Origin of the sequence: Microbacterium phoenicis (assembly GCF_047302325.1) — a bacterium.
Lineage (GTDB): Bacteria > Actinomycetota > Actinomycetes > Actinomycetales > Microbacteriaceae > Microbacterium.
The window spans coordinates 2,216,406-2,231,857 of sequence record NZ_CP154849.1; the positions used below are offsets into that span (position 1 = coordinate 2,216,406).

16 protein-coding genes are annotated in these 15,452 nt (G+C 70.7%); 11 read left to right on the forward strand and 5 right to left on the reverse strand.

Annotated elements, in window-relative coordinates:
- Positions 1-30: 30 nt before the first annotated feature.
- The gene (locus ABCU91_RS10890; protein ID WP_413353677.1) at positions 31-1,200 is read right to left on the reverse strand and encodes a MarP family serine protease; all 1,170 of its coding nucleotides are present in this window, start codon (positions 1,198-1,200) and stop codon (positions 31-33) included.
- 140 nt (positions 1,201-1,340) lie between these two features.
- Between ABCU91_RS10890 and ABCU91_RS10895 the strand changes: the two genes are divergently transcribed.
- The 6 genes from ABCU91_RS10895 to ABCU91_RS10920 are packed head-to-tail and all read left to right on the forward strand — an operon-like array spanning position 1,341 to position 7,833.
- Positions 1,341-2,018, forward strand: a complete 678-nt coding sequence (locus ABCU91_RS10895; protein WP_413353678.1) for an NUDIX hydrolase — start codon at positions 1,341-1,343, stop codon at positions 2,016-2,018.
- Positions 2,019-2,033: 15 nt separating this feature from the next.
- Positions 2,034-3,347, forward strand: a complete 1,314-nt coding sequence (gene nadA / locus ABCU91_RS10900; protein WP_413353679.1) for a quinolinate synthase NadA — start codon at positions 2,034-2,036, stop codon at positions 3,345-3,347.
- Positions 3,344-4,876, forward strand: a complete 1,533-nt coding sequence (gene nadB / locus ABCU91_RS10905) for an L-aspartate oxidase (RefSeq protein ID WP_413353680.1) — start codon at positions 3,344-3,346, stop codon at positions 4,874-4,876. Before nadA ends, nadB begins: the two co-directional genes overlap by 4 nt.
- Entirely contained in the window at positions 4,876-5,730 is an 855-nt protein-coding gene (gene nadC, locus ABCU91_RS10910; RefSeq protein ID WP_413353681.1) for a carboxylating nicotinate-nucleotide diphosphorylase, read from the forward strand. Before nadB ends, nadC begins: the two co-directional genes overlap by 1 nt.
- A 1-nt stretch (position 5,731) precedes the next feature.
- Positions 5,732-6,871 (forward strand): cysteine desulfurase family protein, encoded by a 1,140-nt coding sequence (locus ABCU91_RS10915; protein WP_413353682.1) that lies wholly within the window; start codon positions 5,732-5,734, stop codon positions 6,869-6,871.
- Positions 6,871-7,833, forward strand: coding sequence for a glycosyltransferase family 2 protein (locus ABCU91_RS10920; RefSeq protein WP_413353683.1), 963 nt, complete (start codon positions 6,871-6,873; stop codon positions 7,831-7,833). The genes ABCU91_RS10915 and ABCU91_RS10920 overlap by 1 nt, the downstream gene beginning before the upstream one ends.
- 4 nt (positions 7,834-7,837) lie before the next feature.
- Here ABCU91_RS10920 and ABCU91_RS10925 read toward each other — a convergent pair whose 3' ends face one another.
- A complete protein-coding gene (locus ABCU91_RS10925; protein WP_413353684.1) occupies positions 7,838-9,715 on the reverse strand; it encodes an ABC transporter ATP-binding protein in 1,878 nt (625 codons plus the stop codon).
- Positions 9,716-9,859: 144 nt separating this feature from the next.
- On the opposite strand from ABCU91_RS10925, the gene ABCU91_RS10930 reads away from it, so the two are divergent.
- Positions 9,860-11,338 carry an MDR family MFS transporter gene (locus tag ABCU91_RS10930; protein WP_413353685.1) on the forward strand — a complete coding sequence of 493 codons (1,479 nt, stop codon included), beginning with the start codon at positions 9,860-9,862 and terminating at the stop codon, positions 11,336-11,338.
- Between the two features lie 17 nt (positions 11,339-11,355).
- Here the strand turns inward: ABCU91_RS10930 and ABCU91_RS10935 are convergent, their stop codons facing one another.
- Positions 11,356-11,493, reverse strand: coding sequence for a hypothetical protein (locus tag ABCU91_RS10935; RefSeq protein ID WP_406924007.1), 138 nt, complete (start codon positions 11,491-11,493; stop codon positions 11,356-11,358).
- 87 nt (positions 11,494-11,580) lie between these two features.
- Between ABCU91_RS10935 and ABCU91_RS10940 the strand changes: the two genes are divergently transcribed.
- Positions 11,581-12,129 (forward strand): type 1 glutamine amidotransferase domain-containing protein, encoded by a 549-nt coding sequence (locus ABCU91_RS10940; RefSeq protein ID WP_307470342.1) that lies wholly within the window; start codon positions 11,581-11,583, stop codon positions 12,127-12,129.
- A 30-nt stretch (positions 12,130-12,159) separates the two neighbouring features.
- Here ABCU91_RS10940 and ABCU91_RS10945 read toward each other — a convergent pair whose 3' ends face one another.
- Positions 12,160-12,726, reverse strand: coding sequence for a copper resistance protein CopC (locus ABCU91_RS10945; RefSeq protein ID WP_413353686.1), 567 nt, complete (start codon positions 12,724-12,726; stop codon positions 12,160-12,162).
- Between the two features lie 101 nt (positions 12,727-12,827).
- On the opposite strand from ABCU91_RS10945, the gene ABCU91_RS10950 reads away from it, so the two are divergent.
- Positions 12,828-13,064 carry a hypothetical protein gene (locus tag ABCU91_RS10950; RefSeq protein WP_413353687.1) on the forward strand — a complete coding sequence of 79 codons (237 nt, stop codon included), beginning with the start codon at positions 12,828-12,830 and terminating at the stop codon, positions 13,062-13,064.
- 24 nt (positions 13,065-13,088) lie between these two features.
- Here ABCU91_RS10950 and ABCU91_RS10955 read toward each other — a convergent pair whose 3' ends face one another.
- The gene (locus ABCU91_RS10955; RefSeq protein ID WP_413353688.1) at positions 13,089-14,012 is read right to left on the reverse strand and encodes a helix-turn-helix domain-containing protein; all 924 of its coding nucleotides are present in this window, start codon (positions 14,010-14,012) and stop codon (positions 13,089-13,091) included.
- Positions 14,013-14,156: 144 nt separating this feature from the next.
- On the opposite strand from ABCU91_RS10955, the gene ABCU91_RS10960 reads away from it, so the two are divergent.
- Both ABCU91_RS10960 and ABCU91_RS10965 read left to right on the forward strand, forming a co-directional pair.
- Positions 14,157-14,489, forward strand: a complete 333-nt coding sequence (locus ABCU91_RS10960) for an ATP-dependent DNA ligase (RefSeq protein WP_406924002.1) — start codon at positions 14,157-14,159, stop codon at positions 14,487-14,489.
- A 17-nt stretch (positions 14,490-14,506) separates the two neighbouring features.
- The gene (locus tag ABCU91_RS10965) at positions 14,507-15,439 is read left to right on the forward strand and encodes a helix-turn-helix transcriptional regulator (RefSeq protein WP_413353689.1); all 933 of its coding nucleotides are present in this window, start codon (positions 14,507-14,509) and stop codon (positions 15,437-15,439) included.
- Positions 15,440-15,452: the final 13 nt, after the last annotated feature.

Consider the following 15,452-nt stretch of genomic DNA (forward strand, 5'->3'; position numbering starts at 1 on the left):
ATCACCGGCCCCCGCAGCGCCGATACGGCCTCAGCGCGCGCACTTCCCGGAAGACACGGTCGCCGCGTCGGCCGAGACCTCGAGCGCAGGCTGGAGTTCCTCCGTCGTCATGGCGTACCCGCGCGTCGCGTCGTCCTGCCCCCGGGCGAAGACGAGGCCGGTCACTTCGCCATTCGCCGTCAGCAGCGGGCCACCGGAGTTGCCCGGGCGCACGTCCGCCTCGAGCGCGTAGATCTCACGGGGCTGCGAGCTGTCCTCGTAGATGTCCGACACGATCGCGTTCCCCACCGAGAGGACATACGCCGAGGTGCTCGTGAAGGGACCGCCGAGGGGGTAGCCCTGGACGGCGACCGGCGTGCCTGCCGCAACGTCGCCCACGATGGGGAGCGGCCGCGCGTCGAGACCGGCGACGCTGATCACGGCGATGTCATCGATCGGGTCGAAGTACACGACGCGTCCTTCCTCGGCATCCCGGCCCGGGAGCTCGACGAGCGGGGTGTCGACGCCCGCCACGACGTGGGCGTTCGTGACGACGAGGTCGTTCGCGACGACGAACCCCGAACCGGTCAGCGACGCTCCGCACGCGTACGCGTTGCCGCTGATGCGGGCGACGGATGCCGCGGCCCGCTCGAGCTGCGGATCGTCGAGCGACACCGGGGGCGCCGTGGGCTCGACCTCGGGTGCCAGCAGGTCGCCGACGCGCGGGATGCCCTCGTCGACGATGAAGCCGCGGAGCTCGGCGAGCGCGGAATCGACCGCGGGCGGCGTGACCGCGTCGATGGCGCCCAGCACGCGGGAGGACGCCACGGCGGGGGCGACCACCGGCATCCCGGACCCGACGATCGCACCGCTCGCGAGCAGGAGGACGATGGCGGCGGCGACCGTGTTCACGAGCCCGCCGAGGATCCGATCGAGGGGCGCGAGCTTGGCGCGGTCGACCCCGCGGCGCAGGCGCGCGCCGACGGCGGTTCCGATCGAGGCGAGGACGACGACGATCCCGAGGGCGATGATCGCGAGGACGAGGCTGCGGTACTCCCAGCCGGCGAAGGTGGGCGCGATGACGGGCGTGAGCCAGACCGCGATCACCGCGCCGAGGATGATGCCGACGAGGGTCCCCGCCGTCGCGACGAGGCCGCGCAACAGCCCGCCGAACAGTGCCGCAATGAGCACGAGCACGACGATGATGTCGACGACGAGCACGGCGGGCCTCCCTTGACGAGTCCGCCCGGGAGAGCCGGCGGTTCCTCGTGATCAGCGTAGGACTCGCCCCCTGTGAAATCGGTTCGTGTTGCTGTTCTTGTCACTCTGACTCTAAGATCGAGCCAGCACTTAAGGTCACCATGACAAGAACACCTTCCTCCTCCCCCATCGGCGTCGCCGTGTCGACGGTCATCTTCCGCCTGCGACGGGACGCCGACGATGCGCGCATCGAGCTGCCGCTCGTGCGCCGGACGCGCGACCCGCACGAGGGCCAGTGGGCCCTGCCGGGCGGGTGGGTCGACCCCGTCGAGAACATCGAGGCGACGGCATCCCGCACCCTCGCCGAGACGACCGGGCTGGCACCGAGCTACCTCGAACAGCTGTATGCCTTCGGGGATGTCGGGCGGTCCCCCGGCCGCGTCGTGTCGATCGTGTACTGGGCGCTCGTGCGCGAGGACGTCACCGAGGCCACCGAGTTGCACAACGTCGCCTGGTTCGATGCCACGGCTCTGCCGGCCCTGGCCTTCGACCACAACCACATCGTCGACTACGCCCTGTGGCGGCTGCGCAACAAGGTGGGCTACAGCCGCATCGCCCACGGATTCCTCCCGGACCGCTTCACCCTCGCCGAACTCCGGGAGGTCTACGAGGCGATCCTCGGCCGGCGCCTCGACCCCGCGAACTTCCGCCGCCAAGTCGACGGATCCGGCACCCTCATCCCCACCGATGACTTCCGCACCGGGAGCCACCGCCCCGCCCGCCTCTACCGCTACAACCAGGACGTCGAGCTGGCCGATCGCGGCCCGCTCCCGCAGTGAAGGACCCGAACCGACATGAGCGCCACCCTCGTCACCATCCAGCCCCGTCCCATAGACCCCAGCGTCGATCACGAGATCCAGGCGATCGTCGCCGGTGAGACCACCGCCGAGACGTGCAACACCGACCTCGCCGCCGGCCCCTGGACCTTCGACACCCGCCCGGGCTACGGACCCGGCTCGTCGATGGGCGACGTCATCCCCACGGGCGCGCCCCGACAGGGGCAGCTGCCCGCCGAGTACCGCGAGGCGGACGAGTCAGAGCTCGCCGCGCGCATCGTCGCTGCGAAGCAGACCCTCGGCGAGCGCGTCGTCGTACTCGGGCACTTCTACCAGCGCGAAGAGGTCGTCACCCACGCGGACTACGTCGGTGACAGCTTCCAGCTCGCCAACGCCGCCCTCGAGCACCCCGACGCCGAGGCGATCGTCTTCTGCGGCGTGCACTTCATGGCCGAGACCGCCGATCTCCTCTCCCGCCCGGAGCAGGCCGTCATCCTCCCCAACCTCGCGGCCGGCTGCTCCATGGCCGACATGGCCGACATCGACCAGGTCGAGGAGTGCTGGGAGCAGCTCGCCGATGTGTACGGCGACATGGACACTCCGGATGCCGAGGGGCTGCTCCCTGTCATTCCCGTGACGTACATGAACTCGTCCGCGGCGATCAAGGGCTTCGTGGGCCGCCACGGCGGGATCGTCTGCACCTCGTCGAATGCACGGACCGTCCTCGAGTGGGCCTTCACCCGGGGACGTCGCGTGCTCTTCTTCCCCGACCAGCACCTCGGCCGCAACACGGCGAAGGCCATGGGCGTCCCCCTCGAGCAGATGCCGATGTGGAATCCGCGAAAAGCGCTCGGCGGATCGACCGAGAGCGAGCTCGCCGACGCCCGCGTCATCCTCTGGCACGGCTTCTGCTCGGTGCACCGCCGGTTCACGGTCGACCAGATCGCCGCCGCGCGGGCGGATCACCCGGGCGTCCGGGTGATCGTGCACCCCGAATGCCCGATGGACGTCGTCGACGCGGCGGACGAGGCGGGCTCGACGGATTACATCCGGAAGGCCATCGCCGCGGCTACCGAGCCCACGACATTCGCTATCGGCACCGAGATCAACCTCGTCCAGCGTCTGGCGGCGCAGTTCCCGCAGCACGAGATCTTCTGTCTCGACCCGGTCGTCTGCCCGTGCTCGACGATGTACCGGATCCACCCTGGCTACCTCGCCTGGATCCTCGAAGGGCTCGTCGCCGGCGAGGTGCGCAACCGCATCACGGTGCCGGCCGACGTCGCCCAACCGGCGCGCGTCGCCCTCGAGCGGATGCTGGCGGCCAAGCCGTGACCTGCGTCGTCGTGGTCGGCTCGGGCATCGCCGGGTTGACCGCCGCCCTCCACGCGGATGCCGGTGGCTCGACGGTGACGATCGTCACCAAGAGCGAGCTGGCCGAAGCCAACACGCGGTACGCGCAGGGCGGCATCGCGGGCGCGCTCTCCCCCGCCGATCGGACCGCCGATCACGCCCGCGACACCCTCGTCGCCGGAGCGGGCCTGGCGGACCCGGCCGCCGTCGACGTCCTCGTCACGGAAGGTCCGGACCGCATCCGGGACCTCATCGCCGCGGGCGTGCAGTTCGATCGGGACGCCGACGGAACACTCCGCGCGGGACTGGAGGGCGCGCACTCGTTCCCCCGCATCCTGCACGCCGGGGGCGACGCCACCGGCGCCGAGATCGAGCGCGCGCTCGTCGAGCAGATCCACCGGAGCGGCATCCGTGTCCTCGAGCACTGCTTCGTGACCGACCTGGTCCGCCGGGGCGGACGTGTCGTCGGTGTGGACATCCTCGGCGGCGAGTGCATCGAGGCGGACGCCGTGATCCTCGCGACGGGTGGCGCAGGCCGGCTGTTCGCCCACTCGACCAACCCCGCCGTGGCGACCGGCGACGGCATCGCCCTCGCCGCCAGGGCGGGCGCTGCCGTGCAAGACCTCGAGTTCGTGCAGTTCCACCCCACGGTGCTCGCCACCGGCGACGCGTTCCTCGTCTCCGAGGCCGTGCGCGGCGACGGCGCGGTCCTCCGCGACGAGAGCGGACGCCGATTCGCCGTCGACGTCCACCCGGACGGCGAACTGGCGCCCCGCGACGTCGTCGCCCGCGCGATCACGGCCGCCATGGCGCGCCAGGGCGGACGACCCGTCCTCCTCGACGCCACGGCGGTCCACAGCCCCGACCCCGACGAGCGAGCACGGTTCCTCGCCGCCCGGTTCCCCACCATCGACGCCGCCGTCCGCTCGCGCGGGCTCGACTGGGCGCGCGAGCCGATCCCCGTCACACCGGCCGCCCACTACCTGATGGGCGGCGTGGTCACCGACCTCGACGGCCGCACCGACGTCCCAGGCCTGTACGCGGTCGGCGAGGTCGCGCGGACCGGAGTCCACGGGGCGAATCGTCTCGCGTCGAACTCCCTGCTCGAGGGCGCCGTCTTCGGCGCCCGTGCCGGTCATGCCGCGGCCACAGACGGTGCGGCGTGGCCCGTGCACGCCGACGCCCCGACTGTCCGCGAGACGGCGGCCGACGGCATCCCGCACCCGCCCTTCAGTCGGCGCGCACTGCAGGAGCTCATGTGGGCGGATGCCGGGGTGACGCGCGACGGCGACGGGCTTCGCCGTGCGGTGCGCACCCTCGCGGCGTGGCGCGCCTCCGCCACGTCGCCGCTGACCCTGCCGGAGCACGAGGACGCCAACCTCCTGCTCGTCGCAGAGCTCATGGTCGCCGCCGCCCTCGCGCGGACCGGTTCGGTGGGTTCCCACCAGCGCACGGACGACCCGGCCTCCGCTGACGCGCGCATCCGACCCGACCTGGAAGGGGCTGCGTGATGCTCTCACCCGCCGTCATCGAGACCACTGTCCGCGCAGCCCTCCTCGAGGACGCCCCGTGGGGTGACATCACGAGCGAAGCGCTGATCCCGGCATCCGCCACCGCGACGGCCGAACTCGTCGCGCGGGAAGCCGGCGTGTTCAGTGGCGGCGCCGTGTTCTCTGCGGCGTTCACCCTCACCGACCACGGTGTCGAAACGGATCTCCGGGTGCCGGACGGAGCCCGCTTCTCCCGCGGCGATGTCCTCGCCGTCGTGACGGGACCCGCCCGCGCCATCCTGACGGCGGAGCGGATCGGCTTGAACTTCGTCCAGCGGATGTCGGGCATCGCGACCGTGACCGCCGCCTACCGGGATGCGGTGGCCGGGACGGGCGTGTGCATCGCCGACACCCGCAAGACGACACCGGGCCTGCGCGCCTTCGAGCGGCACGCCGTCCGCAGCGGCGGCGGCGCCAACCACCGCCATTCGCTGTCGGATGCCGTGATGGCCAAGGACAACCACCTCGCCGTGCTCACGCGCTCGGGCTTGTCGGTCACCGAGGCGATCATCGAGGCCAAGACCCGTCTGCCCCACACCGCCCACATCGAGATCGAGGTCGACCGTCTCGACCAGATCGAGGCCGTGCTCGCCGCGGGCATCGGCACGATCATGCTCGACAACTTCACCCTCGCGGACCTCCGGACGGGTGTCGCGCAGGTGGCGGGGCGGGCGACCGTCGAGGCATCCGGCGGGGTCTCCCTCGACACCGTGCGGGCGATCGCCGAGACCGGTGTCGATGTCATCTCGGTCGGCGCGCTGACGCATTCGGCGCGGGCGCTCGACCTGGGACTCGACGTCCGCATCGAGGCCTGAGGTGCTCTACCTCGACCACGCGGCGACCGGCCCCGTCCGTCCCGAGGTGCGGGAGGCGATCCTGCCTTTCCTCGGCGAGCGCTACGGCAACCCCTCCAGCCACCACACGGTCGGCGAGGCTGCCGCCGCCGCCCTCACCGACGCGCGTCGCCGGGTCGCAGCCGTCCTCGGGATGCGGCCGGGAGACGTGATCTTCACCTCCGGGGCGACCGAGGCGAACAATCTCGCGCTGAAGGGCGTTGCGATCGCCGACCTCCTGCGCACCGGACGCCCCGGGCACCTCGTCACGAGCGCGATCGAGCACGAGTCGCTGCTCGCGTCGGCGGAGTTCCTCGAGCGCGTCCACGGGGTGGCCGTGACCCGGCTGCCGGTCGACCACGACGGTCTCGTCTCGCCCGACGACCTCGCGGCCTCCCTCCGGGAGGACACCGTGCTCGTCTCGCTCGGGTATGCCAACAACGAGATCGGGACGGTGCAGGATGCCGCCGCCCTCGCCGCCGTCTCGGCAGCGGCGCGTGTGCCGCTCCACCTCGACGCCGTCCAGGCAGCGGGGTGGCTGCCGCTGGCGGGGACCGGCGCCGACGCGCTCTCGATCGCGGGGCACAAGATCGGCGCCCCTCAGGGGACGGGAGTCCTCGCGATCCGCGGTCGCATCCCGGTGGAACCGCTCCTCCACGGCGGCGGTCAGGAGCGCGAGCGTCGCAGCGGCACGGAGAACGTCGCCGGTGCGGTGGGCCTGGCCGTCGCGCTCGAACTCGCCGAGGCGGAACGACTCGACGCGGCGGCGCGCGTCACAGCGTTGCGTGACGCGTTCGTCGCCCGCGTTCTCGCGCTGATCCCCGAGGCGCGGCTCACGGGCCACGCATCCCACCGCCTGCCGGGGACGGCGAGCTTCACATTCTCGGGCGTCAGCGGTGAAGCGGTCCTGCTCGAACTCGAACGGCGCGGCGTCGTCTCCTCGAGCGGATCCGCCTGCGCAGCCGGCAGCGACGAACCTTCCCATGTGCTCCTGGCGCTCGGCGTCGCACCCGAGGTCGCCCAGACGTCGGTCCGCTTCAGCTTCGGTCACCACGCGACGATCGACCCCGCCCCCCTCGCCGACGCCGTCGCCGCATCTGTGGCGGCGGTACGATCGCGGTGATGAGCACCCCGACCGTCACCGTCGTCGTTCCCGGACGCGACGTCGGCGCGTTCGCCGACGAGGCCCTCGCCTCCCTCCGCGGGCAGACGTACGAGCACTTCCGCGCGATCCTCGTCGACGACGCCTCACGCGATCGGACGGCCGAGGTGTTCGCCTCGGCGGCCGCCGCGGATCCTCGCTTCACGGTGCTGCGCCACGACGTCGCCCGCGGCCTGGGCGCCTCCCGGAACGAGGCACTCGATCTCGTCGACACCCCCTACGTCGGCTTCTTCGACGCCGACGACGTCATGCTGCCGGGCGGGCTCGCCACCCTCGTGGGCAGCCTCGAGGAATCCGGCAGCGACATCGCCGTCGGCGCCTACGTCCGATTGCGAGCGGATGCCTCGGGTCACTACGCCCCGGGGGTCGTCCAGCCCTGGGTCGCGGCATCCACCTCGCCCGCCCGGCGTAGCACGACCCTCACCGACCACCCGGACGTCTCGGGGAACATCGTCGCGTGGTCCAAGGTCAGCCGCATCGACCTGTGGCGTCGCGAGGGTCTGCGTTTCACCGAGGAGCGGGCGTACGAGGACCAGGTCGTCGCACAGCAGCTATATGCGGCGGCCGCAGCCATCGACGTGATCCCCGACATCGTGGTGCATTGGCGCGAGCGAGCAGACGGCACCTCGATCACGCAGCGGCGCCACGCCGTCCCGGTCCTGCAGGACTACCTCGACGGTATGCGGGGCGGCATCGCCGTCCTCGATGACGCGGGGTTCGACGGCGCGGCGCGCTCCCGTGTCCGCCTCATCCTCGACATGGACGTCCCCGCCCTCGTGAGGGTCGCCGAGCACCACCCCGACGACACCTATCGGCAGCTCCTCGGCGCGTTCACGCGAGAGCTCGTCGAGCGCGCCGAGAACGAGGGCGTCGTCCTCGACGAGGCATCCGCTCCCCTGCTCGCCGCCGCGCGGGCCTGGTGAGGGCTCAGCCGGCGCCGTCGATACGCGCTGCCGCGACCTGCTGCGCCGCGAGCTCGGCGTAGAGACCGCCCGCAGCCAGCAGTTCGGTGTGCGTGCCCGACTCGACGATGCGACCCGCCTCGACGACGTGGATGACGTCGGCGGCGATCACCGTAGACAGCCGGTGCGCGATCGACAATGTCGTCCGCCCCCGCGCCGCCTCGTCGATGGCCTCCTGCACGACCCGCTCCGAGACGGTGTCGAGCGCCGAGGTCGCCTCGTCGAGCAGCAGCACGGGCGGATCCTTGAGCAGCACGCGCGCAATCGCGATCCGCTGCTTCTCGCCACCGGACAGGCGGTAGCCCCGCTCGCCGACGACGGTGTCGTAGCCGTCCTCGAAGCCGGCAATGACGTGGTGGATGTTCGCCGCGACGCAGGCGGCCTCGATCTCGGCATCCGTCGCCTCGGGCTTCGCATAGCGGAGATTGTCGCGGATCGACGCGTGGAAGAGATAGGTCTCCTGCGACACGATGCCGATCCGGTCGATGATCGAGGCCTGCGAGAGCGAGCGCACATCGGCTCCGGCGAACAGCACGGTGCCCGCTGTCGGCTCGTAGAGGCGCGGCGCGAGGTACAGGATCGTGGTCTTTCCGGCGCCGGAGGGTCCCACGAAGGCGACGTGCTGCCCGGGCTCGGCCACGAAAGAGACTCCGTCGAGGGTCGCAGGGCTGTCGGACCCGGCATCCGGGTATCGGAACGACACGTCTCGGAACTCGATCCGCCCCACCGGGCCGGGGGCGTCCGTCACGTCGAGCGCGTCGGCGGCGTCGGCGATGGCGGGGCGCAGATCGAGGTACTCGAAGATGCGGGCGAACAGCGCCCGCGAGGTCTGCACGTCGAGCGCAACGCGCATCAATCCCATGAGCGGCATGAGCAGCCGTGCCTGCACCGTCGTGAACGCGACGACAGCCCCCGCCGTGATGGGGACCGCGTCCCCCGTGATGAAGAACCCGGCGACGAGGTAGATGATCGCCGGGACCGACGACATGATGATCTGCACGACGGCGAAGAAGCCCTGACCGCTCATCGCCTGCCGCACCTGCAGACCGATCTGGGTCCGATTCTCGGCGGCGTAGCGATCCGACTCGGCCCGCTGGCGGTTGAACGACTTCGACAGCAGGATGCCGGAGACGCTCAGGGTCTCCTGGGTGATGGCGCTGAGCTCCGACAGCGACTCCTGCGTCTGACCGGCGATGCGGGCGCGCACCTGACCGACCCGTCGCTGCACGAGGATCAGCACGGGCATCATGACGACGGCGATGAGGGTCAGCCGCACGTCGATGAGGAGCATCGCGACGAGCGCGGAGATGACCGTGACGGTGTTGCCGAGGATGCTCGTGACCGTGTTGGTGAGGACGCCGGACACCCCGCCCACGTCGTTCTGCAGCCGCGACTGGATGACGCCTGTCTTCGTCCGGGTGAAGAATCCGAGGTCCATCGCCTGCAGATGCGCGAACATCCGCACACGCAGGTCGCCCGTCACCCGGTTGCCTACGGTCGAGGTCAGCCAGGTCTGCGCGATCCCGAGCGCCGCGCCGAGGACGAACAGCCCGATCATCGAGAGCACCAGGACGCCCAGGAGCCCAAGCTGGGGAGACGAGCCGTCGACCGGGAAGAGGGCGTCGTCGAAGATGCGCTGGACCAGCAGCGGCGGGATGACGCCGACGGCCGCGCCGAGGACCACGAGCGCCGCGGTGGCGACCAGTCGGCGGCGGTACGGGCGGAAGAGGGCGACCACGCGCCGGCCGAGATCCGGGATGCGGGGAGCCGACGCGTTCCGCTCCCGTTGCGTGTCTTCATCGATTCCGCGGAACCCTCCTCGGAAGCCTCCGGGTCCGCCCATGCTCATCTCGTCACCATAACCCCGCCCGATCCCCCGCCGGCCCGGGGAATGAAGCGCAACCCGCATCCGTTAGGCTGAACGACTCGCGAGACGCGTGTGCCTGTCTCCGCCGCGCCGACCGCCCCTCCCACTCGAAGGACTCTCGTGCCCCTCTCGGACACTACATCCACGCCCACCGCCGCACCCGCTCCGGCGCCGACGAGGACGGGTCCGGTCATCGCACTGCTCGTCGTCGCCGCCTTCGTCGTCATCCTGAACGAGACGACCATGAGTGTCGCCCTGACCGACATCGTCGTCGACCTCGGAATCACCGTCGCCACCGGCCAGTGGCTGACGACCGGCTTCCTGCTGACGATGGCCGTGGTCATCCCGCTGACGGGGTACCTGTTGGAGCGGTTCACGCTGCGGACCGTCTTCTTCGCCGCCATGACCCTGTTCTCGGCCGGAACCCTGATCGCCGCCCTCGCACCGGGCTTCGAATTCCTCCTCGCCGGCCGGATCGTGCAGGCCAGCGGCACGGCGATCATGATGCCGCTACTGTTCACGACGGTCCTCAACATCGTCCCGCCGTCGCACCGCGGCCGGATGATGGGCACCATCACCGTCGTGATCGCCGTCGCCCCGGCGATCGGTCCCACCGTCTCGGGCCTGATCCTCTCCACGCTCACCTGGCATGCGATCTTCTGGGTGATGCTGCCCATCTCCCTCATCGCGATCGCACTCGGCGCGGTGTGGGTGAAGAACGTCACCGAGACCCGCCCGGACGCGCGTTTCGACGTGCTGTCCGTCCCGCTGTCCGCCCTCGGTTTCGGCGGCCTCATCTACGGCTTCAGCGCCATCGGCGAGTCGGCATCGGGGCATGCCCCGGTCCCGGTCGCGATCCCGCTGGCCGTCGGCGCACTGGCACTCGTGCTCTTCGTCCTCCGCCAGCTGCACCTGCAGAAGACCGACAGCGCGCTGCTGGACCTCCGCACGTTCCAGACCCGGGCGTTCTCGCTCGCGGTCGTCCTCGTGGTCGTCGTCTTCGCCGCCCTGTTCGGTTCGATCGTCCTGCTGCCCATCTACCTCCAGCAGGTGCTGGGACTCGACGTCCTCGGCATCGGGCTCATGCTGCTTCCCGGCGGCATCCTCATGGGTGCCATGGCGCCCTTCGTCGGTAACGCCTTCGACCGGGTGGGGCCGACTCCGCTCGTCATCCCGGGCATGATCATCGCGGCCGCAGCCCTGTGGGGAATGACCCTGTTCGACGCGAACACGGGCGTCCCCTTCGTGATCGCGGTGCACCTGGCCCTGAACCTCGGGCTCGGTCTCACGTTCACGCCGCTGCTGACGTCGGCGCTCGGCTCACTCCCCCGGCGTTACTACCCGTACGGCTCCGCGACGGTGGGAACCCTGCAGCAGGTCGCCGGAGCCGCCGGGACCGCGCTGTTCGTCACCATCATGACCGTGACCACGGCGGCCGGACTGGCCGACGGGCAGACCGAGGTGCTGGCCAAGGCCGGCGGTGTCCACGCCGCGTTCCTCGTCGGGGCGATCGTGGCGAGCGCCGCGGTCGTGCTCGCGCTGTTCGTCCGCAAGCCGGCCGAGGGGTCTGCGGACGAGGGAGCCCCCCTCGCCCACTGATCAGTCCTAGCGACAGCTCAGTTGGTGCTGCAGCATCCTCCGCCGCAGCACGACGCACCCTCGTCGAGAAGGTCGACGGCGTCCGTCTCCTCCGTCGCGTTCTGGAGCGTCGAGATCGGCTGCAGGGACGGGGTAGGCAGGTTCGAGGTGGCCATGGTCTCCATGCTACGCCCGCGTAACCCGCACCGGCGCGAGGGTCAAGGGCCTGAAGACCGGGCGGTCCGACGCCTACCGTCGATGGCATGAGCACCCTCAGCGGAAAGCGCGTCGCGTTCCTCGCGACCGACGGATTCGAAGACAGCGAGCTGACCTCCCCGTGGGAGGCAGTGACGGATGCCGGGGCCACCGCGGTCATGATCGCCCCCGAGGCGGGCACCATCACCGGCAAGAACGGGCACGAACAGTCCGTGGACGCCACGTCGGCGGATGCCGAAGCCGCCGAGTACGACGCCCTGGTCCTGCCCGGCGGCGTCGTGAACGCCGACGACCTGCGCCTCGACGCTGCGTCCGCGCGTTTCGCCCGCGACTTCTTCGCGCAGCACAAGCCGGTCGGCGCGATCTGTCACGCCGCCTGGCTCCTCGTCGAGGCGGACGTCCTCGGTGGGCGCACCCTGACGAGCTACCCCAGCCTTCGCACCGATCTCGTCAACGCGGGCGCCACCTGGCAGGACGAAGAGGTCGTGGTCGACGCCGGCCTCGTCTCGAGCCGGACTCCGGATGACCTGCCGGCGTTCAACGCGAAGCTGGTCGAGGAGATCGCCGAAGGCCCTCACGCCGCCCAGACCGTCTGACACCGGCACCCCGACGCCCCCGTCCGCGACTCAGTCGCGCGCCGGGGGCGTCGTGCGTCGACGGGCCACCGCGAGGGCGACCACCACCACCACGACGACCACGACGACGATGCCTCCGACGACGAAGGGGACGACGGACATCCCGTCAGCCCCGGCATCCGGGGTCGCCTGCGACGACTGCAGGGGCGTTGCCTGCCCGACGGCGAAGGGGATCGTGCCGCTGATCGGGTGGCCGTCGCTCGAGACGACCCGCCATTCCACGAGGTAGCCCGCCTCGGGCATACCGGAAGCCAGCGGGGCGGTCAGGGTGTTGGTGTCGATGACGGGCGCGCCATCGGTCCAGTCCTTGCCCGCGGCATCCACCACGATGACTTCGGCCCCCTCCGGCATGATCGCGGCCGAATACGTGAGCACCACCGACGCGGGCGCTGTGGTGACCTGCTCGTCGGGCGATGGCGTGCTGCCGATGAGCTCGTCGTGGGCGAGGGCCGGAGTGGCAACTCCGAGAACCAGGAGGGCCGCGATGCCGGCGGAGACCGCCAGGATGCGGGACAGCGCGGAGCGGACGGGGGCAGTGCGGGACGACGCGGCGGACATGACTCCAGCCTGCCATCGGACGCTGTGCACCTTCTGCGTCGGCGTACCGCCCGCACGGCTGCGGAGCAACCCCCGGCGAACACGTCGCCCCCGCGTCTACCGTGGCCGTCACGACATCCTGGAAGGACGACGAGATGGACATCGACGACAGCGGCGCGCGGACGAATCCGGAGGACCTCTCTCCCGAGCTCGAGCGTCCCGAGGATCGCGGTGCACCCTCCGCCGAATCGCACTACCTCGTGACGGAGCACGACGGCGTCACCCGGGTGGACATCGCCGACGACGCGACCTTCCGACCCGGTCCCGGCCAAGGGCAGCCCGAGGCTGACGCCGAGTGACGTCGGGCTCGCTCTGGCGACCTCTCAGAGGCCGAGCAGGTCCTCGGGACGGTGCCCGTACGCCGCGAGGTGATGCCGCCTCAGGCCGGCGACGGAGAAGCCCCAACGCGAGGCGATCTCGCTCAGGTCGTCGACCGAGCCGATGGGCGTCCCGACCATCTCGGCACGGGCGGCGTCGAGCCTGACGGCGGTGAGGTGCTCCATCGGTGTGCGTCCGGCAGCCGAGTGCGCGCGGAAGGCGCGTCGAAGCGCCGCGCTGCCGACGCCGGCCGCAGCGGCCGCATCGTCCACCGTGATCGGCAATGATGCGTTCTGCTCGAAGAACGCGACCGCCGAGCGGTACGCCCGCTGTTGCTGGGCGACAGTCTCCCTGCGCTCGGCGCGATCGCCGATGAGAGGGAACGCCTCGAGCGTCGACACCGCGATCGAGCGGAAGAGCGAGGCTCGCGCGAGGTCGTTGTCGAGGGCGGTCTCGGCGGCGAACGCCATCGCGGACGCCGACCGCCACGCGCGCAGGAGCGCGGGGTCGGCAGCGCGCGTACCGTCGAAACGCACCGTCACGGTGTCGTCGTTGTAGACGGTCCGTGCGAGGTCCGTCAGAGCGTCCATCGGTAGCGCGACGACCTGCACGCGCGTGTCCTGGAGTCGGCAGGCGAGAGTCGAGCCCGGCTGGAACAGGACCGGGTCCGCCGCGTCGCCCCGTTCCCCGTCGATCTCCCATTCGTAACGCGCGTCACTGTGCACGACGATGATCGCGTCGAGGTCGCACTCCGCGCTGTACCCACCGCGGACGTTCAGCCGCCGGAGCCCGAACCGATCGTCGCCCACGCTCGATTCCTCGAACACGAGGTCCTGCGCATCGAGATCGACGCTCCCGTAACTGCGGTTGATGTACGCCTCCGCCTCGCCGAGATCGGCGGAGCGGAAATGCTCACGAAACGCAGGCACGCTGTCCCTCTCTTTCCCGGTCGGCTGCGGTCCGACCGGACCCGTTCAGAGCCTACGTCTCCCGGGCGCGCCGGGGGCCGACGTCGTTCTGCGTATTACGGATGACGTGCGCATAATGGATATTACGACCCCCGAGAGGACACAGTGGGCAAGTTCATCTACAACGACCGCATCCGGGCCGAGTTCGAAGATCGGCTCCTCGCGCACCTGCAGCTCGTGATCACCACGAAGCTGCGTCGTGGCGAAGCGTTCACCTTCATGTGGCGCAACGACCAGAGCCTCGGCGACGGTCGACAGGTGGTGTGGCTGCACCCTGGTGCCGACCTCAACTGGCAGTACTTCGGCAGCCGCCAGCCGTCGTTGAACCCGGCCTGGCTGGACGCGCTCAGCCACGTCGCGAACTCGCCGACAGGTCTTTACGTCATCCCCGAACCGCAGGGATCCGCCAGCCGCGCACCCAGCGAAGCCATGGAATGACACCGTAAAGATGATCCATGTCTACTGACCACGAGCCGCGCGTCATCGACGTCACGCGCGAAGCTCTCGACGTCGACGCCGCCGCAACCTTGCTGCGACAGGTCGCCGCGGGAGCATCGATCCGGGAGTCGGATGACGCCTTCTCGCTGCGCCAGCGGATCGTGGGCGATGAGCGGCTGCAGGTCACGAGGTTCCAGACGACCGGCTTCCTGCACTCGCACATCGACATCCGCGGGTACGTCGGGGTGGCGCGGCTCGACGACGGAGGCCTCCGCGCCGAGTCGAACGGCGCGCGCGTGGATGTGGACGCTCCGTTCCTGCTCGGTCCCGGCTCGGCCGAGACCTGGTCCTCCGCCGTCAACGCCGAGGTGGTCGGAATCGGCCTCCCCGCGCTCGGGGCCTTCACCGGGATGGACCTCGGGAGCCACGGGCGCTTTCCGCACTCCTGCGCGCTCACGCCGGATCTGCAGCGCCACTGGGAGTCGACGATCACCCACGTCGGCCGGATCTTCGACGACGCCGCGCTGCTTCACAACGACCTGATCCGTCAGGCGGCCGTCGACGCCGTGTTCGCGGCCACGATCAGCACCTTCGGCATCGACGCGGATGCCGAGAAGGCAGCCGTCGGCTCACGTGCCGTCCACCGCGCCACGGCGTTCATCGACGACAACCTCGGCGACCCGCTGAGCGTCGCGGACATCGCTGCGGCTGCGAAGCTGAGCGTCCGAGGTCTGCAGAGCGCCTTCCAGCGCGCCCTCGGCGTGACGCCGGCGACGTATGTCCGGGCTCAGCGGTTGCAGGCCGTGCGGCGGGACCTCGTAGCGTCGGATGCCGACGCCACGACGGTCGCCGAGGTCGCCCGGCGCTGGGGCTTCGCCCATCTCCCGCGCTTCGCTCAGCACTATCGCGTGGAGTTCGGCGAGCAGCCCCACGCGACGCTCCGACGCTGACGCGTCACCCCGG